Source organism: Ramlibacter sp. GS1-15, assembly GCF_057785015.1.
Window position 1 is genome coordinate 290,759 of the sequence record NZ_JBYNTU010000001.1, and the last position, 20,971, is coordinate 311,729.

Here is a 20,971-nt window from a genome sequence, read left to right on the forward strand (position 1 = left end):
ATGGCGTCCAGGATCGAGTCGCTCTCCCCGCAGCTGCTGCTGCGCATGTCGATCGCGGTGGCGCTGGTCACGATCGCGCTCAAGACGCTCGCGTGGTGGATCACGCATTCGGTCGGGCTGCTGTCCGATGCCATGGAGTCGCTGGTCAACCTGGCGAGCGCGGTATTCGCGCTGCTGATGGTGACGATCGCGCGCCGGCCGGCCGACTCCGGCCATCCTTACGGCCACACGAAGGCGGAGTATTTTTCGTCCGGCTTCGAAGGGCTGGCGATCTTCGCCGCGGCCGTCGGCATCATCTGGGCGGCGGTCGACCGCCTGTTGCACCCGCAAGCGCTCGAGGCTCTCGGCTGGGGACTCGCGCTCTCGGTGCTCAGCTCGGTGTTCAACGGCGCGCTGGCGTGGGCGATGCTGCAGTCGGGCCGGCACCATCGCTCGATCGCCCTGGAAGGCGACGGCCGGCACCTCATGACGGACGTGTGGACCTCCGCCGGCGTGGTGATCGGCGTGGCCCTGGTCGCATTCACCGGCTGGCAATGGCTGGACCCGGCGGTGGCCATCGGCGTCGCCCTGAACATCCTGCGCGAAGGCGCAACGCTGATGTGGCGCTCGTCGCAAGGCCTCATGGATGAGGCGCTCGAGCCCGAAGTGATGGAGGTGGTGGAGCAGACGCTGGCTTCGTTCCAGCACCCGACCATCCGCTTCGACCACATCTCGAGCCGCCGGTCCGGCCAGCGGCGCTTCGTCGACCTGCACATGCACATGCCGGCCAACTGGACGCTGGGGCGGGCAGCGGCCGTGCGCGCCGCGGTCGAGCAGGCGCTCATGAGCGCGGTGCCCGGGCTGCGCGCGACGATCCAGCTGCTGCCCAGCGACGTCGAGGCGCATTTCGACGACGAGAAGGATCCGCTGTGATCGCCCTGGTCCAGCGCGTGAGCCGCGCGCACGTGGAGGTGGCCGGCCTGACGATCGGCGCGATCGGTGCGGGGCTGCTGGTGCTCGTCTGCGCCGAACGCGGTGACGGCCAAGCGCATTCGGACAAGTTGCTCGCGAAGATCCTGAAGCTGCGCATCTTCAGCGACGAGGCGGGCAAGATGAACCGCAGCGTGCAGGACGTCGGCGGGGCGTTGCTGGTCGTCAGCCAGTTCACGCTGGCGGCGGACACGTCGGGCGGCAACCGTCCGAGTTTCACCAATGCCGCGCCGCCCGACGAAGGCAAGCGCCTCTACGAGTATTTCGTGCAGCAGGCCCGCGCCGCGCACCCCGCCGTCGCGACCGGCGAGTTCGCCGCCGACATGCAGGTGCACCTGGTCAACGACGGGCCGGTCACGATCCCGATGCGGATCGCTTGATGTCGTGCCGCATGGCCAGCGGGGCGAGCCGCCGGCGGATTTCGGCCTCGAGGGCGTCGCCGCCGCCGTTCAGCCGCACCGTGATCACCTGGCCATGGACCGCATGCGTGGCGGCCTCGATGCCGATCTCCACTCCCGGTTGCACGAGGTCCGAGAGCATCCGGGTCACCTTGCGCTCCGTCGCATCGAAGCGCAGCCGGGGCTTGAACACCTTGCCGACACCGGTGAGCGGCATCGCGTCGATCACGTAGGTCTGCACGGGCGTCGCCGCGCGTTCGGGTGTGCGTTCGGCCACGAATGCCGTGAGCTCGGCCGCATCGGCGGGCACGCCCGGTTTCAGCTGGACATAGGCCACCGGCAGCTCGCCCGCGTACGCATCGGGCTCGCCGACCACGGCGGCGAAGGCGACCGCCGGGTGCCGGAACAGGATTGCCTCGATCGGCGCTGGGTCGATGTTGTGGCCACCGCGGATGATGAGGTCCTTCGCGCGCCCGGTGATCCACAGGTAGCCGTCCTCGTCGATGCGGCCGAGGTCGCCCGAGTCGACCCAGCCCGGCTCGATGAAGGCGTCGCGGTTGTGCTTGTCCGACAGGTAGCCGGAGAACACGCCCGGCCCGCTCATCGCGACCACGCCGATCGCGTTCGGCGCGCAATCGGTCCAGCGGCCGCCCTTCATCTCGACGACGCGCACGCGCGAGTAGGGCACCGCGTGGCCGACCGAGCCCAGGCGCACCGGACGGTCGGGATAGGAGATCGTGTGCACGCTCGAGGTCTCCGTCATGCCGTAGACCTCGAGCACCGGCGCATGGAACTGCGCCTGGTAGGCCTGCGCGACGGCGACGGGGATCGCGGAGCCGCCGCCCGAGCAGTACTGGATGCTTGACACGTCCGCACCGTCCAGCGGGACGTTCAGCGCCGCGGCGAGCACCGTCGGCACGCCGCCGAACACCTGCGGCCTGAAGCGCTCGACCAGCTTCCAGGCATGGCGCACCGCGTTCGGGTTGCGCCAGCCCGCCGGCGACACGACCACCACCGTCGCGCCCGCCCCGAACGAACCCAAGCCTTGCGTGAGGGCGCCGCCCACATGGAACAGCGGCAGCCCGAACAGGATCGCGTCGCTCGGGATCATCAGCCCGATCACCCAGGCCTGGTAGACCTGGTTGCGGTGGGTGTGCCGCACGAGCTTGGGCATGCCGGTCGTGCCGCCCGTGTGGAAGTAGGCGGCGACATCCTGGGGCACGATGCGCCGGCCGCTCACGAGCCGGTCCGCCGGCTGCGCCTCGAGAAGTTCATCCCACGAGAACACGCCCGCGGCGTCGGCCGGCGCGCCGCCCACGCACACCACCGCGCTCAGGTGCGGCAGTTGGCCGCGGATCTTCTCCACCTTGGCCCAGATCTCGGCGCTCATTGCCGGGCCGGCCGTGACAAGCACCTTCGTGCCGGCGGCACGCAGGATCTCGGCGATCTGCGGCGACTCGAGCAGCGGGTTCACCGGGTTCGCGATGCCGGCGGCCTCCGCACCGAAGAGGGTGAAGAAGCCTTGCGGCACGAGCGGCAGCAGGAAACTCACCACGTCGGTGGGCATGACGCCGAGCGCGTGGAACATGTTGGCGGCCTGCGTCACGCCGCCGAGGAAGTCGCGATAGGAGATCGTGACGCCGGCCTCCTGCGGGTCGGCGTTGGGCAGGAAGACCAGCGCCGGCCTGGCGGGATCGGCGGCCGCGCCGAGGCGGATCACGTCATACGTGCTCGCCGCCGCGATGCGCTCGTCGTACGGGACGGCTTCGAATTCGCGCAGCCGCTCGTCCGTACCGAGGTCCGGGCGCTCGCCTCCGATTTTCTTGTCCAGCAGGTGCCATGCGCTCATGCGGCCTTGTCGCACGTTTCGCGCGCCGCCGCAATCCGTTTCAGTAGGGATTCGGGATGCCCAGCGATGCCAGCAGCAGGATCTCCAGCGCTTCCATCGCCAGCGCATCGCGCTCGTTGGTCTCGTGCTCCCAGCCTTGTGCATGCAAGGTGCCGTGTACCAGCAGGTGCGCGTAGTGGTCCCTCAGCGACTTGCGCTGCTCCACGGCTTCGCGCTGCACGACCGGCCCGCACAGCACGATGTCGCACACCACCATCGGCGCCCGGGTGTAGTCGAAGGTCAACACGTTGGTGGCGTAGTCCTTGCCGCGGTACTGGCGATTGAGCGCGCGCCCTTCGTCCTCGCCGACGACGCGCACCGCGACCTCCGCCGCACGATCGAGCGCGGTGCCCACCCAGCGTCGCACGTTGGCGGGCGTGACGATCTTGCGGTGGGCCGCCGCGTCCGGGAAACGCCCGAACTGCAGGGTGAAATCGAGCGAGCGGCCCTCAGGCATCGGTGTTCTTGCGGGCCGCGTCGTAGGCATCGACGATGCGGGCGACCAGCGGGTGCCGCACCACATCGGCGCTGGTGAAGCGCGTGTGGGCGATGCCCTTCACGCGCCTGAGCACGCGCTCGGCATCGACCAGGCCCGAGAGCTGGCCCTTGGGCAGGTCGACCTGGCTGATGTCGCCTGTCACCACCGCCTTGCTGCCGAAGCCGATGCGGGTGAGGAACATCTTCATCTGCTCGGGCGTGGTGTTCTGCGCCTCGTCGAGGATCACGAAGGCGTGGTTCAGCGTGCGGCCGCGCATGAAGGCGAGCGGGGCGATCTCCAGCGCGTTGCGCTCGAAGGCCTTGGTCACCCGGTCGAACCCCATGAGGTCATAGAGCGCGTCGTACAGCGGCCGCAGGTACGGATCGACCTTCTGCGTGAGGTCGCCCGGCAGGAAGCCGAGCTTCTCGCCGGCTTCCACCGCCGGGCGGGTCAGCACGATGCGTTGCACGGTGCTGCGCTCGAGCGCATCGACCGCGCAGGCGACGGCGAGGTAGGTCTTGCCGGTGCCGGCCGGTCCGATGCCGAAGGTGATGTCGTGGCCGGCGATGTTGTCCAGGTAGACGCTCTGGTTGGGCGTGCGCGCCTTCAGGTCCGTGCGGCGCGTGTGCAGGACGATCGCGCCTTCGTCGTCCTCGTCCATCGGCAGCTCGCTCGCCACCATCAGCTGCACCTTGTCGGCCGCGATCGGGCGACCCGCCATCTGGTACATCGCTTCGAGCACCTCGAGTGCCCGTTGCGCCTGGGCCTTCGCGCCTTCGACGCGGAACTGCTCGCCGCGGTGCTGGATGCGCACCGAAAGCGCCGTCTCGATGGTGCGCAGGTGTTCGTCGGTCGGCCCGCACAAGTTGGCCAGGCGGGTGTTGTTGGGCGGGCTGAACGAATGACGCAGAATCAACGGATGGGTTTCCCGGAGGGTGGAGTCAAGGTGCTGATTGTCGGGCCAAACCGCACGCTGCGGTGGTGGATCGCCGCCGCGCTGATCGTCGCGGCGGGCCTGGCCCCGCTGGTGCGCAACCTGATGGAGCCGTCGCTCGCCTGGCGCTTCGTCGAGGGTCCGCAGTCCAGTGTCGTCGGCGAGCCGACGCGCGCCGGCGTTCCTGCGCTGTCCGGCATCACGGCGATGGAGGCCGGCGGCGTGCGCGTGGCGATGGATCGCGCGCTGGTGGTCGAGACCGTCAGCGTGCACAACACGTTCACGGCCCAGAACGACTTCTTCGCGCGGCACGCGCAGCTGTGGGACATCCTGCACCAGCCTTCGGTGCGCATCGAGCACGCGGGCGGCGTCACCGAGGTGCGCCCGCAGTCGCATCATGCGCTGGGCGAACTCGGGCTGCGATTCTGGGTGCCATGGGGCGTCGCCTTGCTGTCCCTCTCCGTCGGCCTGGGCATGTGGATCTACCAGCCGCGCGGCTCGGCGACGCTGTGCTACGTCCTGTCCAGCGGCGGCTACGCCTTCAGCGTGCTGTGCGCGGCCTCGTGGGGCTCGCGCCTGCTCACGCAGCCGCCCTTCGGCTGGCCCACGCTGCACCTGGTCTCGCACCTGACGGGGTTCACGACGGTGGGCGCCTTGTGCGTGTTGTTCTGGCTGCATCCGCGGCGGCTCGGCGGCATGTGGCTGCCCTGGTCGCTGGCGGGCATGTGTGCCATGGCGCTCGCGACGGAACACTGGCAATGGGGGCCGGGCATCACGCTCTACTTTCGCCTGCCGATCGTGATGCTCGGGGTGACGCTTGCGACGGTCTATGCCCTGCAGTGGCGCGCGTGCCGGCACGATGCCCAGCAGCGCGCACAGCTCAAGTGGTTCGGCCTGCTGCTGCTGGCGAGCCTGTCCGGCCAGTTCGTCGCCTATGCGCTCGGCGCCGCCGGCCACGTGGTCAAGGTGTCGCAGAACTTCACGCTCGCGACCGTCGCGCTGCAGTTCGTGGGCCTGGTGCCGCTGGTCGGCCGCGTCGGCCTGTTCCAGCTCGAGGCCTGGTGGCCGCGGGCCTGGCTGTGGTTCCTCGGCGGGCTGCTGGTGGTGCTGCTGGACGCGCTGCTGGTGAGCGCCTTGCACTGGGGCCAGCAGGTCGCCTTCACGGTCGCCATGGCGATCGCGGGCTGGGTCTACTTCCCGCTGCGGCAGGCGCTGTGGCGCATGCTGTTGCGCGGCAACCTGCCCGATGCGCGCGCGGTGTTGCCGCAGGTGCTGCAGATCGTCACGCACGCGCAGGGCGACGCGCGCGTGCTGAACGCGCGTTGGCGCGCGCTGTGGGAATCGGTGTTCGAACCGCTGCGGATGGTGCCGGCCCCGGCGGGGGCGCACGCCGCTGCGGGTCGCGAGCTGGTCGTGGCCGCGACCGCGCCGCTCGAGGCACTGCTGCTGGAGCTGCCCGAGCGCGGCGCGCGCCTGTTCAACCCGGCCGACGCGCGCATCGCGCGCGAGTTGTGCGAGCTGGTGCGGCAGGGCCTGGTGTCGGCCGAAGCCTTCGAGCGTGTCGCGCGCGAAGAGCGCCGCCGCATCGCGTCGGACCTGCACGACGACCTGGGCGCGCAGCTGCTGACGATCGCGCAGGCGAGCCAGAAGGCGCAGGAGCGCGAACGCATCGCCGGGATGGCGCGGCAGGCGCTCGAGGACATGCGCCTGTCGGTGCGCGGGCTGTCGGGCGAGCCCGGGGCCGCGGAGGACGTGATCGCGGACTGGCGTTCTGAATGTGTCACACGCCTGGCCGCCGCCGGCATCGCGCCGCACTGGGAGTGCGAGGACCCGCCGCCGGGGCTGCTGCTGCCGGCGCGCCTGCACGTGCAGTTCACGCGCGTGCTGCGCGAAGCCGTCTCGAACGCCATCCGCCACAGCGGTGCGAAACATTGCACGATCCGGATCGCATTCGAGGGCGACGCCATGCGCATCGAGATCGAGGACGATGGCCGCGGTGTCACGCGGGCCGGCGGCGGCCACGGTCTGGGCAACATCGAGCGCCGCGTCCGCACGCTGGGTGGCGAGCAGCGCCACGAACGCCCCGATGCCGGGGGAGCGCGCCTCGTCGTGCAGGTGCCGCTTGGCATGCAATCCGCTAAGATCGACGCGGCATGAAGAGCGCACTCGTCGTCGAGGACCTGCCCGAAATCCGCCAGTGGCTCGGCGAAGTCGCATGCGAGGCGTTCCCGGGGCTGCAGGTGACCGCCGTCGCGCGCCGCGACGAGGGCCTGGCGCGGATCCAGCAATCACAGTTCGACCTCGCGCTGATCGACCTCGGTTTGCCCGATGGCAACGGCGGCGACATCGTGGGCGCGCTGCGCGTGCACCAGCCGCGCGCCCTGGCCGTCGTGGTCACGATCTACGACGACGACGACCACCTGTTCCCCGCGCTCCAGGCCGGCGCGTTCGGCTACCTGCTGAAGGACCAGCCGCGCGACCAGCTGGTGTCGCAGCTGCTGCGCATCAGCCAGGGCGAGCCGCCGCTGTCGCCGCCGATCGCCCGGCGCGTGCTGGCGTATTTCGCCAACGCGAACGAGAAGCGGCAGGCCCTGGTCAAGCAGCTCGATGAAGAGGCGCACCTGACCGCGCGCGAGACCGAGGTGCTGCAGCGCGTCGCCAAGGGCTACACCATGGCGGAGATCGCCGCGCAGTTCGGCCTGTCGCGCCACACCATCGGCGACCACGTGAGGCAGATCTACCGCAAGCTCAACGTGTCCTCCCGTGCCGAAGCTGCGCTCGAAGCCGCGCGCCGCGGGCTGGTGAACCCGTGATCGGGCGCCTCACGGGCCTGCTGGCCGAGAAGAACCCGCCGCAGGTGCTGGTGGACTGCCAGGGCGTCGCCTACGAGGTGGACGTTCCCATGAGCACGTTCTACAACCTGCCGGCGCTGGGCGAGAAAGTGTCGCTGCTCACGCATTTCGTCGTGCGCGAGGACGCGCAGATCCTGTTCGGGTTCGGCTCGCCCCCCGAGCGCGAGACCTTCCGCCAGTTGATCAAGATTTCCGGGGTCGGTCCGCGCACCGCCCTGGCGGTATTGAGCGGCATGAGCGTGGCCGACATCGCGCAGGCCGTGACGGCGCAGGACGCGGGCCGGCTCGTGAAGGTGCCCGGCATCGGCAAGAAGACCGCCGAGCGCCTGCTGCTCGAACTCAAGGGCAAGCTCGGCGCCGACATCGGCGCCGCGAACGCGATCGCGACGAGCGACGCGCAGACCGACATCCTGCAGGCGCTGGTGGCGCTCGGCTACAGCGACAAGGAAGCGGCCGCGGCGCTCAAGTCGCTGCCCAAGGACATCGGCGTGAGCGAGGGCATCAAGCAGGCGCTCAAGGCCCTCGCCCGATGACGATCAAGACCGACGACTTCGCGCCCGCGCCCGACTCGCGCGTGGTGTCGGCCGCACCCGCGTCGCCGAACGAGGAGGCGATCGAGCGCGCGCTGCGGCCCAAGCTCCTGAACGAATACGTGGGCCAGGCCAAGACGCGCGAGCAGCTGGAGATCTTCATCGGCGCGGCGAAGAAGCGCGGCGAGGCGCTGGATCACGTGCTGCTGTTCGGCCCGCCGGGCCTGGGCAAGACGACGCTGTCGCACATCGTCGCGCACGAGCTCGGCGTGAACCTGCGCCAGACCTCGGGGCCGGTGCTGGAAAAACCCAAGGACCTCGCGGCGCTGCTCACCAATCTCGAGAAGAACGACGTCCTGTTCATCGACGAGATCCATCGCCTGTCGCCGGTGGTCGAGGAAATCCTCTACCCGGCGCTGGAGGACTACCAGATCGACATCATGATCGGCGAAGGACCGGCCGCGCGCTCGATCAAGCTGGACCTGCAGCCGTTCACGCTGGTGGGGGCGACCACGCGGGCCGGCATGCTCACCAACCCGCTGCGCGACCGCTTCGGCATCGTCGCGCGGCTGGAGTTCTACACGGCCGAGGAGCTCGGGCGCATCGTCAGGCGCAGCGCGAAGCTGCTCGATGCGCCGATCGAAGGGCAGGGCGCCGAGGAGATCGCCCGGCGCTCGCGCGGCACGCCGCGCATCGCCAACCGCCTGCTGCGGCGCGTGCGCGACTATGCGGACGTGAAGGGCAACGGAAAGATCACGCAGGACATCGCGCACAAGGCGCTGGCGATGCTCGATGTCGACCCGCAGGGTTTCGACGTGATGGACCGCAAGCTGCTCGAGGCCGTCATCCATCGTTTCGACGGCGGCCCGGTGGGCCTGGACAACATCGCCGCTTCGATCGGCGAGGAGCGCGACACGATCGAGGACGTGATCGAGCCGTACCTGATCCAGCAAGGCTACCTGCAGCGCACGCCGCGCGGCCGCATCGCCACGCTGGCCGCCTTCCGTCACCTCGGGGTGACACCGCCCAGGAGCGCGGGCGAGCTGTTCAGCGACTGAGCGCACGTGGCGGCGCGCGGCCGCGCGTTGTGCACGATGAGCATCTGCGCCGCGTAGTACGTCCCCAGCACCAGGAACTCCGCGACCGGCAGCGGCAGCGCGAACTTGTCGATCGCGAGCAGTGAATCGCTCAGCATGAAGAACACGGTGCCCACGGCGACGCCGACCGCGCTTGCATCCTTCAGGACCGCCGCGCGCCCGATCGCCTGCGCCGCCATGCAGGCAATCACGATCGCGTAGGCCGCCACCGCGATCTTCAGCACCGGCACGAGGTGCGGGAACAGGATCGCGTACATCGCCGCCGCGGCGGCCAGCGTTCCCGCGAGCGCCCTGCGGCTGGCGAACCACGGTGCGTCCTGCGTGAACAGCGCGACGTAGCAAAGGTGCGCGGCGAGAAAGCTCACCAACCCGGGAATGAAGTGCGCCGGCAGCAGCACGTCGCCGACGAGCGAAAACGCGAGCGCCGCGGCCAGTGCCCATTGCACGTGCCCGCGCCGCACCACGAATGCGATCGCGATCACCATCGCCAGCGGCTTGAACACGCGGTGCAGGTCGATCCAGCCCGCGGCCGCCGTCGCCGTGGACAGGGCTGCGGCCTCGAGCAGCAGCACCTCGGTCATCGTGAGGCGACCCTGCATCACCGCGCCGACCGCCCACAGCGCCGCCGAAAGCGCCAGCACCCACACGGCCGCTTGCGCCAACGGCATGCCTTCCGCGTTCCACAGGAACGCGACGGCGCCGCACAACAGCAGCGCGAACTGCAGCCCCGCGAACCACGCCAGCGCCCGGGACATGGGCCGCTCGAAGCGCTGCACCTTCGCGATGTCGAAGGGTTCCTTGGGAAAGCGCGCGGCGACGTCGGCCGGCCGCCAGCCGGGCGGCTTGATCCAGACGCGCAGCTTGTCGAGCCAGCTCCCGGTGTGCCAGCAATCCTTGGCGAGGGCCCAGTACACCTGCGCGTTCGACCAGAGCGGGTCCCAGCTGTCGAGCGGGCTGCGCGTGCCATACACGCATCTTTCGCGCTCTTCCGCGAAGCTGCCGAACAGGCGATCCCAGACGATCAGCACGCCGCCGTAATTGCGGTCGAGGTACCGGTCGTTCACCGCATGGTGCACGCGGTGGTTGGAGGGCGAGCAGAACCAGCGGTCGAACCATCCGAGCTTCGGCACGTGCTCGGTGTGCACCCAGAACTGGTACAGCAGGTCGACCAGCGCGACCACCGCGAAGACGAGCGGCGGCACGCCGGCGATCGCCATCGGCAGGTAGAAGATCCACCCGAGCAGCGCGCCGGAGCTGGTCTGGCGCAGGGCCGTGGAGAGGTTGTAGTCCTGGCTCTGGTGATGCACCACGTGGGCGGCCCAGAAAATCGCGCTCTCGTGGCCGCAGCGGTGCAGCCAGTAATAGCAGAAGTCGTAGAACAGCAGCGCGAGCAGCCAGCCGTACCACGACATCCAGAACGCGTCGTCGTGCCACAGCGCGATCGCGCCATAGGCGGCCGTGTAGATCGTGACGCGCAGCACGCGCGTGAAGACCTGCGTCACCTGGCTCAGCATGCCCAGGCTGATGCTGGTGATCGCGTCCTCGAGGCGATAGGTATTGCGTCCGCGCGCCAGGCCCCAGGCGAGCTCGATCGCGATCAGCAGCAAGAAGACCGGCGTCGCGAGGACGATGACCTGGTACGGTGACATACCAGGATTGTGAAGGCGCTCAGGTCAGGGCGCCTCTCGCGTCAACCCTGATGATGCGCTCGACGGTGCCGTGGGTGAGCCCGCCCGTCACGCCGATCATGAAGTCGTGCAGGTTGACGGTGGGATCGCAGTGGCCCGGGATCAGCCAAAGCGCGCGACCGATCGCGGGAACGCGCGTGCCGGCGCGCGTGGGCCGCAGGATGCCGTGCTCGTCGCCGCCATTGAAGTAATCCAGCTCGCTGTCGGCATGGATGGCCAGCACCTTGGGCAGGCCGGAGTCGATGGCATGGCTCTTGTGCCCGGCGTCGCACACGGCGTGCTCGGGGTGCGTGCTGATGACCTGCGTCTTCACGAACAGCGCATGCTCGAACTGCGGCTGCGCCGGGTCGCGCTCGTTCGCGGCGTAGTCGGCGTCCATGAACATGAACGAGCCGGCCTGCAGCTCGCCATAGACGCCGCTCGCGGCCTCGCAGACCATGGTGCCGGTGCCGGCGCCCGTGACCAGCTCGACGGCCATGCCTTCGGCTTCGATCAACTGGCGCGTATGGACCACGTCCTGGACCACCACGGCGATCGCGTCGCGCCGCTCCTTCGCGCTGCGCAGGTGCTGCGCGCGCCCGTGATAGGCCTGCAGGCCGGCAAAGCGCAGCGCCGGATGCGCGCGCACTTCGCGGGCCAGCGCCAGCGCGGCCGCGCCGGGCTCGACCCCGCAGCGCCCCTGGCCGACGTCGATCTCCACGAAAGTGTCGATGACGGCCTCCGAGCGCAGCTGCGCGCGCATGTCCTCCATCGCCTGCGCCAGCCGCCGGATGCCTTCGATGCTGTCCACGGCGATCGCGAGCCGGCCGCCCTCGGCGTCCAGCCGGTGCGCGAGTTGCGCCACGCGCGCCAGCTTGCGCAGGGCGATCACCTCGTTGCTGATGTAGATGTCGCGCACGCCGCCGGCGGCCATCGTCTCGGCTTCCGCCGTCTTCTGCACGCAGACGCCGTGCGCGCCGGCCGCGAGCTGCAGGCGCGCGAGCTCCGCGCTCTTGTGCATCTTCGCGTGCGGGCGCCAGCGGACGTCGTGCTTGCGCGCGAACTCGGCCATGCGCGCGATGTTGCGCTTCATCGCATCGAGGTCGACGACCAGCGCGGGCGTGTCGATCTCGCCGACACCGCGGCCGATGAGCTGTGACAGGGCTTCAGAAGGTGGTGGCATCGTCGCTCGCGGGCTGGTCCAGGTGCTGAGTATCCGACCAGCCGACGAGGGTGAAGCCCTCGGGGGTCCAGAGCAGGCGGTTGATGGCGCCGTTCGGCAGCTCCCAAGTGCGCGGCGAATTCACTTCCTGGCCCGTGGCGATCCGGTAGAGCGTGTCGAGCACGCCGCCGTGGGCGACGATGACGATCTGCTCGCCCGGATGCCGCGCGGCAAGCTCTTCCATGGTCTTGCGCACGCGCTCGCGCAATTCGAGCAGCGACTCGCCGCCCTCGGGCGGTTGCCAGTCCGGGATGCGGCGGCGCCAGTTCTGGGCGTGATCGGGCCAGGTCTGGTGGATCTCGTCGAAGGTCAGGCCTTCGAAGACCCCGAAGCCGCGCTCACGCAGGCCTTCGTTGGGCACCACCGGGACGCCGGTCGCCTCGGCGATCTCCTGCGCGGTCTGGTGGGCGCGGGCCAGGTCGCTCGAATAGACGGCGGTGATCTCTTCGTCGGCGAGCGCTTCGCCGACGCGGCGCGCCTGCCAGCGGCCCGTCTCGTTCAGCCAGGTATCACGCTGGCCCTGGATGCGCGAATCGACGTTCCATGACGTCTCGCCATGGCGGATCGCGATGATGCGGGTGGCTTCCACGCTCCCATTCTAGGAAACCGTCCGGCCAGCGCCAGTCAGGCTCAGTTGCGAAATGTGAGTCGAAAGGATCAGGCGGGAATCTGGATCTTGACCACGCGCGGACCCGCCGGCGGATTCGGGAAGCCCTGCATCGCCGCCTGGAACATCGCCGGGAGGACTTTCGCGCCCTCGTAGAAGGGGCCATCGTTGATCGCGCGCGACTCGTAAACCACGCGGTTCGAGGCCAGTTCGCGCACGATCACGTCCACTTCGCGGTGATACCACGGCGGCTCGTAATGCATGCCGAAGCCGGCGCCGAAGTGGCGCCGCCAGCCCCAGCCACCCCAGCCCCACCCCGGGCCGAACCAGGGATCCGACCAGGGGTCGGCCCACGGCGACAGGATCTGCGCCGTGCGGGCGCTGACCTGCACCGAGAAGCGGGGACTGGCGTCGTCGCGGCGCAGGCCCGCGGCATCGAGCGCCGGGTCCGCGAGCGCCTCGAGCTGGGCATGGGCGGCATCCTGCTGCGACGGCAGGCGCTCGAACCGGTAGGTGGCCGCAGCGGGCGGGCCCTGGAACTGGCTGAACGACTGGACGGTGTTATCCAGCGTATAGCTGGTGGCGCAACCGGCCAGACCGAACACCGCGGCGATCGCCGCGGCCCGCGCGAATCCTGTGAGCATCGACGCTTTCATTCATTCCATCCGGATGACCTGAAGGCTGGGCAGCGGGGCCGGCGAAGGGAACTCTTCCTCGTCGAAGGCCCTGTCTCCGTCATCACTGGCCACGCCTGTCACTTTCAGATTCTTGAAGTCGTGGAACGTTCCGTCGGCCAGGTGCGAGGGGACGACGTTCTGCAGCGCGCTGAACATGTTGTCCAGGCGGCCGGGGTACCGGCGGTCCCACTCGCGCAGCATCTCGCCCACTTGCCTGCGCTGCAGGTTCTCCTGGCTGCCGCACAAGGTGCACGGGATGATGGGGAAGGCGCGGTGCGCCGCCCAGCGCACCAGGTCCTTCTCGGGCACGTAGGCCAGCGGGCGGATCACCACGTGGCGGCCATCGTCGCTCACGAGCTTGGGCGGCATGCCCTTGAGCTTGCCGCCGAAGAACATGTTGAGGAACAGCGTCTGCAGGATGTCGTCGCGATGGTGGCCCAGCGCGATCTTGGTGGCCCCCAGTTCGTCGGCCACGCGATAGAGGATGCCGCGCCGCAGCCGCGAGCACAGGCTGCACATCGTCTTGCCCTCGGGGATCTTGTCCTTGACGATGGAATAGGTGTCCTGCTCCTCGATGTGGAACGGCACCCCGATGCCTTTCAGGTACCCGGGCAGCACGTGCCCCGGGAAGCCGGGCTGCTTCTGGTCGAGGTTGACGGCGACGATCTCGAAATCGACCGGCGCGCGCATGCGCAGCTTGAGCAGCACGTCCAGCAGCGAATAACTGTCCTTGCCGCCCGACAGGCACACCATCACCTTGTCGCCGGCCTCGATCATGTTGTAGTCGGCGATCGCCTGGCCCGCGAGCCGGCACAGGCGCTTTTCGAGCTTGTGGCTCTCGCGTTCGATCTTCAGCACGGCACTCATGCCGCTATTTTCGCATCGCCCGCTACCAGGCGGCGCCGAAAGCCTGCCGCAGCTCCTCGATCTGCGCTCGCGCGAGCGGCGCCGGCTTCGGGTCGGCGGTGCGCCACAGCCTGGCCGTTTCTTCCAGCTCCTCCAGGACGGCCATCGCCTGGGCGGGCGTGTCGTGCCAGACGTTGGGCCCCAGGCGCGAGAGCATCACCGCGCGGATGGGCGTGCGGCGCATGGCGCCTGCGGTGATCTGGGCGGCGACGAGGTCGGCGACCCGCGGATCGCCCGGCCGGTGGTAAGGAATCACCGGCACGTGGCCGACCTTCATCACGAAGTAAGGCGTGATCGGCGGCAGCAGGTCGCCTTCGACCGGCGCCAGCGTGAGCGCGACGCAGTTCGTGCTGTGCGTGTGGATCACGCAGTGTGCGTCCGCCGCGCCATAGATCGCGCGGTGCAGCGCCAGCGTCTTGCTCGCCTGGGCGCCCGAGACCTGCTGGCCTTGCAGGTCCACCTTCGAGAGCCGCGCCGGGTCGAGGAAGCCCAGGCAGGCGTCGGTCGGCGTGATCAGGAAGCCGTCATCCAGCCGCACGCTGATGTTGCCTGCCGTGGCGTGCGCGTAGCCACGCTCGAACAGGCTGCGTCCGATGCGGCAGATCTCCTCGCGCGCGAAGTTCTCGTCGTTCATGCGAGCGCCGCGAAGGCTTTGGTGAAGAAATCGGTCGAGCCGAAGTTGCCCGACTTCAGCGCGAGGTGCACGTCGGCGCCGCAGGCGTTCGCGCGCGCGAAGCACCACGGCACGCCGGGATCGATCTGCGGCCCGATGCGCATCTGCGCAACGCCGAGCGCATTCACGGCCGCGCCGGATGTTTCCCCGCCGGCCACCACGAGCCGGCGCACGCCGAGCTCGACCAGGCCCTTGGCGACGGCGGCCAGGGCCTGCTCCACCATCTCGCCGGCATGCGCGGCGCCCAGCGATGACTGCACGCCGCGCACCTCGTCCGGGGTCGCGGTCGAATAGACGAGCAGCGGCTGGTCGCCGACCCGGCCGCGTGCCCACGCGAGCGCTTCGCCGGCGAGGTCGGCACCCGCCGCGAGGCGCATCGGGTCGAGCGCGAGCGCCGGCAGCCCGCGCGCGATGAAGTCGCGCACCTGCGCGTTGGTCGCGACCGAGCAGCTTCCCGAGACGACGGCCGCGTGCCCCTGCGCCCGGGGCAGCTGGGCCGCCCGCGAGGACGGCTCGAGTCCATGGTTCTGCGGCAGCCCGATCGCGACGCCCGATCCCGCGACGACGAGCGGCGAGTCGGCGATCGCACGGCCCAGCGCCAGCAGGTCGCGGTCGTCGATCGCATCGACGATGCCGAAGCGCGCGCCCTCGGCCTGCAATGCGGCGATTCGAGCACGGATCGCTTCCGGGCCCTGCCGCACCGCCTCGTGCGCGATGAGCCCGACCTCGTGCCGGCACTGCGCCTGCATCACGCGCACCAGGTTCGCGTCGGTCATCGGCGTCAGCGGATGGTTGCGCATGCCCGATTCCGACAGGAGCACGTCGCCCACGAAGAGGTGGCCCTTGTAGACGGTGCGCGCGTTCTCCGGGAAGGCCGGCGTGACGCACGCGAATGGCGCGCCGAGTTCATGCATCAGCGCCTCGGCCACCGGCCCGATGTTGCCGCGCGGGGTGGAATCGAAGGTCGAGCAGACCTTGAAGTAGAACTGCCGGCAACCTTGGGCGCGCAACCAGTGCAGCGCGGCCAGCGACTGCGCCACCGCATCCTGCGGTGCGATGGTGCGCGACTTCAGCGCGACCACGACCGCGTCCGCATCCGTGACCGGATGCGCCGGCACGCCGATCGTCTGCACCACGCGCATGCCGGCGCGCACCAGGTTGTTCGCGAGGTCGGTCGCGCCGGTGAAGTCGTCCGCGATGCAACCGAGTTTCAAGCCGTGAGCCATGCGGCTATCCTACCTGCCCATGAACGCCCCGAGCGAGATCATCAAGGCCTTCGCACCCACCGGGCGCCTGCGCGCATCCATCAACCTGGGCAATCCGATCCTCGCGGGCCGGGACGCTGCCGGCCGGCCCCGGGGTGTCTCGATCGACCTGGCGACGGGTTTCGCGCAACGGCTGGGGGTGCCGCTCGAACTCGTCGTGCTCGACACGGCCGGCAAGTCCGTCGACGCGGTCGCGACGGAGCAGGCCGACATCGGTTTCTTCGCCATCGACCCGAAGCGCGGCGAGCACATCGCCTTCACGGCGCCCTACGTTCTGATCGAGGGCGCCTACCTCGTGCGCCAGGACTCCCCGCTGCAGCGCAACGAAGACGTGGACCGGCCGGGCCATGTCATCGTGGTGGGGCAAGGCAGCGCCTATGACCTGTACCTCACGCGCGAGATCGGCCATGCGACGATCGCGCGCGCCCCTTCGTCACCGGCCGTGGTCGACCATTTCATCCAGCACCGGGCCGATATCGCCGCGGGCGTGAAGCAGCAGCTGGAGGCCGACGCGAAGCGTGTGGGCGGGCTGCGGCTGCTGCCGGGCCGCTTCATGGTGATCCGGCAGGCGATGGGCTGCCCGCGTTCGCGCGGGACCGGCGCGGCGGCCTACCTCGCGCGCTACGTCGAGGAGATGAAGGCGGGCGGCTTCGTGCGCGACGCGCTCGCGCGCCACGGCATCGAAGGCGCGAGCGTGGCCCCGGCCGAGGGCTAGATCGTTCCCAGGCTGGGCGAGCTGCCGCCGGCATCCGACTCGCGCAGCTGCGTCACGGCGCGGTTCATGCCCGGAGCCAGCATGTTCCAGCGCAGCGCGCGCGACATGCGCGGATAACGCTCGCTGCACACCGACGACACGAGGAAGTCGTGCGGATCGTGGTAGCAGCCCAGCACGCCCATCGAGATCTCGCCAGCGACCTGCTCGTCACCCGTGAGGTAAGCGTCCTCGCGCCCGTTCCAGACGATGTGGCCGCGCCGGTGCAGGCCGTAACCCCATTCCCATTTCAGCTCGCGCAGCCGGGCGCGTGCTGCGGACGCGTAATGGGCGTCGAAGATGTAGGTGTCGGTGGAGCGCCATTGATCGTCGAACCACGCCTGCACGACCGGCCGGCCGGCACTGGCGATGGCCGTGGTGAGCCCGCGCAGGATGTCGCCGTGCAGCTCGATGTAGCACAGGCGGGCGGGAAAGCCCGCGGCGCGCAGCAGCGCGACGAAAAGCGTGGCCTTGTCTTCCGCATCGGCCTGCCTGGCGCGCAGCACCTCATGCGCGGTGCGCAGGCGCAGCTTCATCCGTTTCGCGAACGGGATGCGCTTGATCGCGGCGTAGATCGCCAGCACCTTCTCGCGATCGGTGCGGCACAGCTGCGTCAACGACTGCGCCTTCAGGCGCAGCTTGGTGTCGTGCAGGTCGACCAGCTCGGTCGAATCCATCCAGGCGGAGGGATCGTCCCTGGATGGGTCCGTCAATGACTTCACGCCTCATCTCCCGCCGGAGTCCCCCGGCTCTGGGGCATTCTGCGCCGCACGGCTGAGCTGCGCTGTCTCCAGCACTCCGGATAAACCCGAATCGTTTTTGCTTTCTTGACCGCGGTCAAGTTTCCAGGGCGTCGTCGGGCGCTTCGATGAGGCCGCGCTGCGCGAGCAGGGCGTCGACCGTCGGCGCCCGGCCGCGGAACGCTTCGTACGCCGTGCCGGGCTCAAGGCTGTTGCCCGACGAGTAGATGCAGCGCTTCAGGCGCCCGGCGATTTCGGGCGCGAACGGGTCGCCGGCCTCGTCGAACGCGCGGAACGCGTCGGCATCCAGCACCTCGGCCCACAGGTAGACGTAATAGCCGGCGGCGTACGAATCGCCCGAGTACAGGTGCTGGAAGTGCACCAGCCGATGGTTCAGGCCCACGCCGGGTGGCAGGCCCCGCTCGCGCAGCACCTGCGCCTCGAAGGCGGACCAGTCGCCGATGCTCGCCGGGTCGGGGTGCAGGTGCGCGGCCATGTCCACCAGCGCGCTCGCGCAGTAGCGCACGGTCTCGTAGCCCTGGCCGAAGCGGCGGGCGGCCTGCAGCTTGTCGATCAGGGCGTCGGGGATGGGCTCGCCGGTCCGCACGTGGCGCGCGTGCCGGCGCAGGACCTGGGGCTCTTCCATCCAGTGCTCGAACAGCTGCGACGGCAGCTCCACGAAATCGCGCAGCACCGCCGTGCCCGACAGCTTGGCGTAGTGGACGTTCGACAGCAGCCCGTGCAGGCCATGGCCGAACTCGTGGAACAAGGTGCGCACGTCGTCGAAGGACAGCAGCGTCGGCTCGCCCTTGGCGAAGTTGTTGTTGTTGATGATGACCGGCAGCGTCTCGCCGCCGTTGCGCGCCTGGTCCATGAAGCTCGACATCCAGGCGCCGCTGCGCTTGGTCGGCCGCGCGAAGTTGTCGTGGAAGAACAGGCCCACCGGCCGGCCCTGCGCGTCGTGCACCTCGTACGCCTTGACGTCGGGGTGGTACGTCTTCAGGTCGGGTCGCGGCGTGAAGCGGATCCCGAACAGGCGCTGCGCGCAGTCGAACGCGGCGTTCACCATCGCGTCGAGCGCGAAGTAGGGCTTCACCTGCGCGTCGTCGATCGCGTAATCGCGCTGGCGCACCTTCTCGGCCCAGTAGCGCCAGTCCCAGGCCTCGAGGTCGGCGGGCGCCCCGGCGGCCTTCAGCTGGGCGCGCTCCCTTTCCACCACCGGCTTCGCGCGCTCCCAGACGTCGTCCAGGAGCCGGTACACCGCCTTCGGCTCCTTGGCCATGCGGTCGACCAGCGCGTAATCGGCATAGGTTGCGTAGCCGTGCAGCTGCGCCTGTTCGTGGCGCAAGGCCATGATGCGCGCGACCGGCGGCCGGTTGTCGTGGTCGCCCGCATGCTCGCCGCGCGTGACCCAGGCGCGCCAGGCCTGCTCGCGCAGGTCGCGCCGCTCGGAGAAGGTGAGGAAAGGCACGATGGACGAGCGCGACAGCGTGATCGCATGGCCCGCGAGTCCGCGTTCGGTCGCCGCGTTCTTCGCGGCGGCGCGGACGAAATCCGGCAGGCCTGCGAGGTCCGCCTCGCCATCCAGCGCGAGTTGCCAGCTCGATTCGTCGTGCAGCACGTTCTGGCCGAAAGCCGTGGTGAGCTCGGCGAGTTCCTGCGTCACTTGCCGCAGGCGCGCCTGCGCCGCGGGGGCGAGCATCGCGCCGGCGCGCACGAAATCGAGATGCACGCGCTCCAGCAGGCGCAGCGATTCGGCATCCAGGCCCAGTCGTTCGCGTTGCCGGTACACGGCCGCCACGCGCGCGAACAGCGCGGCATCCATGTAGACCGCGCTCTGGTGCGCAGCCAGCGGCACCGCCATGCGACGCTGCACGGCCTGCAGCTCGGGCGAGGTGTGCGAGGAGCACAGGTTGTAGAACAGCGCGGCGACACGATCGAGCTTGCGGCCGCTGCGGTCGAAGGCGGCCAGCGTGTTCTCGAAGCTCGCCGCTTCGGCGCTGCGGCCGATCGCATCGAGCTCCGCACGGTGTTCGCGCATCGCGGCGTCGAAGGCCGCTTCGAAATGCTCGGGCCGGGCGGCGGCGAATGGCGGGACGCCCCAGGGCGCGTCCCAGTCGGCGAGGAGGGGATTCGGTTGATTCATGATGGGAAGGGTCGTCGGTTACCAGAGCCCGGTCTCGATCCGGATCGCGACCTCGCAGTCGTCGAAGATCTCGAGCTTCGCGATCTTCACGCGCACGCCGATCACCCCGGGCAACTGCATCAGGCGGTTGGCGAGCTTGCCGATCAGCGATTCGAGCAGGTTCACGTGCTCGGCGGTGCATTCCTCGATGATGATGGCGCGCACCTTGCGGTAGTCCAGCACGTGCTTGATGTCGTCGTCGCGCGGCACCAGCGACTGGGTGCCGAGGTTCAGTTCCGCGTCCACCATGATCGGCTGCGGCGCCGCGCGCTCGTGGTCCAGGATGCCGAGGTTCGCGTCGAAGCGCAGCCCCGTGAGTGTGAGGATTTGCGTGCCTGCCTTGGTCATGGCATCAGCGAAAAATCGCGGTCGAACTTCATCAGGTGCTGGCCGCCGTCGACCAGCAGCGTGGTGCCGGTGATCGATGAGTTCTCCAGCGCGAATCGCACGGCGCCCGCCACGTCCTGCGGGGTGGAGGCATGACCGAGCGGCGCGAGGCGATGCAGCCGCTCGAACTTCTCTTGCGACTGCATGTGGCTCGGCAGCGTGAGCCCCGGGGCCACGCCGACCACGCGCACGTGCGGCGACAGTGCCATCGCCAGCATCGTGTTGGCGGCTTCCAGCGCGGCCTTGGACAGCGTGTAGCTCAGGAAATCGGGGTTCGGGTTCCACAGCTTCTGGTCGATCAGGTTGACGACCGCGCCGCCGGCCGCGCGGGCGGTGACGTGCTCGTGCAGCGCCTGCGCGAGCAGGATCGGGGCCATCGTGTTGGTCGCCATGTGGGCCTGCAGGCTCGCGGCGCCGAAGGTCCTGATGGAATCGTGCTCGAAGACCGACGCGCTGTTCACGACCGCATCCAGTGTGCCGAAGCGTTCCACGACCCGCGGCACCAGCGCGCGCACCTGGGCTTCGTCGGCCAGGTCGGCGGCGACGCCGTCGAACGTGAGCTGCGGCGCGAGGGCGCGGCAATCGTCGACGGTCTTCGCCGCGTCGGACGCGGAGGAGCGGTAATGCACGGCCACCTGCCACCCCGCCGCTGCCAGCGCGAGCGCGATCTCGCGACCGAGCCGCTTGGCGGCGCCGGTGACGAGGACGGTGCGATGCGCGGACGGGGCGTTCATTCGGGGACAAT

Annotated in this window: 21 protein-coding genes; 7 read left to right on the top strand and 14 right to left on the bottom strand. The window is 69.6% G+C overall.

Annotated elements, in window-relative coordinates; all coding sequences use genetic code 11:
* A complete protein-coding gene (locus AC3EF3_RS01455) occupies positions 1-912 on the top strand; it encodes a cation diffusion facilitator family transporter (RefSeq protein WP_488530380.1) in 912 nt (303 codons plus the stop codon).
* Positions 909-1,349 (top strand): D-aminoacyl-tRNA deacylase, encoded by a 441-nt coding sequence (gene dtd, locus AC3EF3_RS01460; protein WP_488530381.1) that lies wholly within the window; start codon positions 909-911, stop codon positions 1,347-1,349. The genes AC3EF3_RS01455 and dtd overlap by 4 nt, the downstream gene beginning before the upstream one ends.
* On the opposite strand, the gene AC3EF3_RS01465 is transcribed toward dtd, so the two are convergent.
* Genes AC3EF3_RS01465 through AC3EF3_RS01475 form a run of 3 tightly spaced genes read right to left on the bottom strand, consistent with a single transcriptional unit; the run spans position 1,324 to position 4,649 of the window.
* On the bottom strand, positions 1,324-3,216 hold the full coding sequence (locus AC3EF3_RS01465; RefSeq protein WP_488530382.1) for an acyl-CoA synthetase: 1,893 nt from the start codon (positions 3,214-3,216) through the stop codon (positions 1,324-1,326). The two genes, dtd and AC3EF3_RS01465, sit on opposite strands and share 26 nt — an antisense overlap.
* Before the next feature lie 40 nt (positions 3,217-3,256).
* Complete coding sequence (ybeY, locus tag AC3EF3_RS01470) at positions 3,257-3,712, bottom strand: rRNA maturation RNase YbeY (RefSeq protein ID WP_488530383.1); 456 nt, start codon at positions 3,710-3,712, stop codon at positions 3,257-3,259.
* Complete coding sequence (locus AC3EF3_RS01475; protein WP_488530384.1) at positions 3,705-4,649, bottom strand: PhoH family protein; 945 nt, start codon at positions 4,647-4,649, stop codon at positions 3,705-3,707. The genes ybeY and AC3EF3_RS01475 overlap by 8 nt, the downstream gene beginning before the upstream one ends.
* A gap of 3 nt (positions 4,650-4,652) precedes the next feature.
* Between AC3EF3_RS01475 and AC3EF3_RS01480 the strand changes: the two genes are divergently transcribed.
* Genes AC3EF3_RS01480 through ruvB form a run of 4 tightly spaced genes read left to right on the top strand, consistent with a single transcriptional unit; the run spans position 4,653 to position 9,107 of the window.
* Positions 4,653-6,824 (top strand): sensor histidine kinase, encoded by a 2,172-nt coding sequence (locus tag AC3EF3_RS01480; RefSeq protein WP_488530385.1) that lies wholly within the window; start codon positions 4,653-4,655, stop codon positions 6,822-6,824.
* On the top strand, positions 6,821-7,480 hold the full coding sequence (locus AC3EF3_RS01485) for a response regulator (protein WP_488530386.1): 660 nt from the start codon (positions 6,821-6,823) through the stop codon (positions 7,478-7,480). The genes AC3EF3_RS01480 and AC3EF3_RS01485 overlap by 4 nt, the downstream gene beginning before the upstream one ends.
* The gene (ruvA, locus tag AC3EF3_RS01490) at positions 7,477-8,052 is read left to right on the top strand and encodes a Holliday junction branch migration protein RuvA (protein WP_488530387.1); all 576 of its coding nucleotides are present in this window, start codon (positions 7,477-7,479) and stop codon (positions 8,050-8,052) included. Before AC3EF3_RS01485 ends, ruvA begins: the two co-directional genes overlap by 4 nt.
* Positions 8,049-9,107, top strand: a complete 1,059-nt coding sequence (ruvB, locus tag AC3EF3_RS01495; RefSeq protein WP_488530388.1) for a Holliday junction branch migration DNA helicase RuvB — start codon at positions 8,049-8,051, stop codon at positions 9,105-9,107. The genes ruvA and ruvB overlap by 4 nt, the downstream gene beginning before the upstream one ends.
* On the opposite strand, the gene AC3EF3_RS01500 is transcribed toward ruvB, so the two are convergent.
* The 7 genes from AC3EF3_RS01500 to otnK all read right to left on the bottom strand — a co-directional run bounded on the left by AC3EF3_RS01500 (position 9,056) and on the right by otnK (position 16,124).
* Complete coding sequence (locus AC3EF3_RS01500) at positions 9,056-10,795, bottom strand: lysoplasmalogenase family protein (protein ID WP_488530389.1); 1,740 nt, start codon at positions 10,793-10,795, stop codon at positions 9,056-9,058. The two genes, ruvB and AC3EF3_RS01500, sit on opposite strands and share 52 nt — an antisense overlap.
* Before the next feature lie 19 nt (positions 10,796-10,814).
* Positions 10,815-11,996 carry a DSD1 family PLP-dependent enzyme gene (locus AC3EF3_RS01505; protein WP_488530390.1) on the bottom strand — a complete coding sequence of 394 codons (1,182 nt, stop codon included), beginning with the start codon at positions 11,994-11,996 and terminating at the stop codon, positions 10,815-10,817.
* Entirely contained in the window at positions 11,980-12,624 is a 645-nt protein-coding gene (locus AC3EF3_RS01510; RefSeq protein ID WP_488530391.1) for a histidine phosphatase family protein, read from the bottom strand. Before AC3EF3_RS01510 ends, AC3EF3_RS01505 begins: the two co-directional genes overlap by 17 nt.
* 68 nt (positions 12,625-12,692) lie before the next feature.
* The gene (locus AC3EF3_RS01515; RefSeq protein WP_488530392.1) at positions 12,693-13,286 is read right to left on the bottom strand and encodes a DUF4136 domain-containing protein; all 594 of its coding nucleotides are present in this window, start codon (positions 13,284-13,286) and stop codon (positions 12,693-12,695) included.
* Positions 13,287-13,298: 12 nt separating this feature from the next.
* A complete protein-coding gene (gene ttcA, locus AC3EF3_RS01520) occupies positions 13,299-14,186 on the bottom strand; it encodes a tRNA 2-thiocytidine(32) synthetase TtcA (RefSeq protein ID WP_488530393.1) in 888 nt (295 codons plus the stop codon).
* Positions 14,187-14,208: 22 nt separating this feature from the next.
* A complete protein-coding gene (locus AC3EF3_RS01525) occupies positions 14,209-14,859 on the bottom strand; it encodes a class II aldolase/adducin family protein (protein WP_488530394.1) in 651 nt (216 codons plus the stop codon).
* Positions 14,856-16,124: a 3-oxo-tetronate kinase gene (otnK, locus tag AC3EF3_RS01530; RefSeq protein ID WP_488530395.1), complete on the bottom strand. Its 1,269-nt coding sequence runs from the start codon at positions 16,122-16,124 to the stop codon at positions 14,856-14,858. Before otnK ends, AC3EF3_RS01525 begins: the two co-directional genes overlap by 4 nt.
* 19 nt (positions 16,125-16,143) lie before the next feature.
* Between otnK and AC3EF3_RS01535 the strand changes: the two genes are divergently transcribed.
* Positions 16,144-16,878 carry an ABC transporter substrate-binding protein gene (locus tag AC3EF3_RS01535; RefSeq protein ID WP_488530396.1) on the top strand — a complete coding sequence of 245 codons (735 nt, stop codon included), beginning with the start codon at positions 16,144-16,146 and terminating at the stop codon, positions 16,876-16,878.
* Here the strand turns inward: AC3EF3_RS01535 and AC3EF3_RS01540 are convergent.
* The 4 genes from AC3EF3_RS01540 to AC3EF3_RS01555 all read right to left on the bottom strand — a co-directional run bounded on the left by AC3EF3_RS01540 (position 16,875) and on the right by AC3EF3_RS01555 (position 20,960).
* On the bottom strand, positions 16,875-17,636 hold the full coding sequence (locus AC3EF3_RS01540; protein WP_488530397.1) for a transglutaminase-like domain-containing protein: 762 nt from the start codon (positions 17,634-17,636) through the stop codon (positions 16,875-16,877). The two genes, AC3EF3_RS01535 and AC3EF3_RS01540, sit on opposite strands and share 4 nt — an antisense overlap.
* Positions 17,637-17,751: 115 nt before the next feature.
* Positions 17,752-19,800: a M3 family metallopeptidase gene (locus AC3EF3_RS01545; RefSeq protein WP_488530398.1), complete on the bottom strand. Its 2,049-nt coding sequence runs from the start codon at positions 19,798-19,800 to the stop codon at positions 17,752-17,754.
* Between the two features lie 18 nt (positions 19,801-19,818).
* Entirely contained in the window at positions 19,819-20,187 is a 369-nt protein-coding gene (locus AC3EF3_RS01550; protein WP_488530399.1) for a dihydroneopterin aldolase, read from the bottom strand.
* Entirely contained in the window at positions 20,184-20,960 is a 777-nt protein-coding gene (locus AC3EF3_RS01555) for an SDR family oxidoreductase (protein ID WP_488530400.1), read from the bottom strand. The genes AC3EF3_RS01550 and AC3EF3_RS01555 overlap by 4 nt, the downstream gene beginning before the upstream one ends.
* Positions 20,961-20,971: the final 11 nt, after the last annotated feature.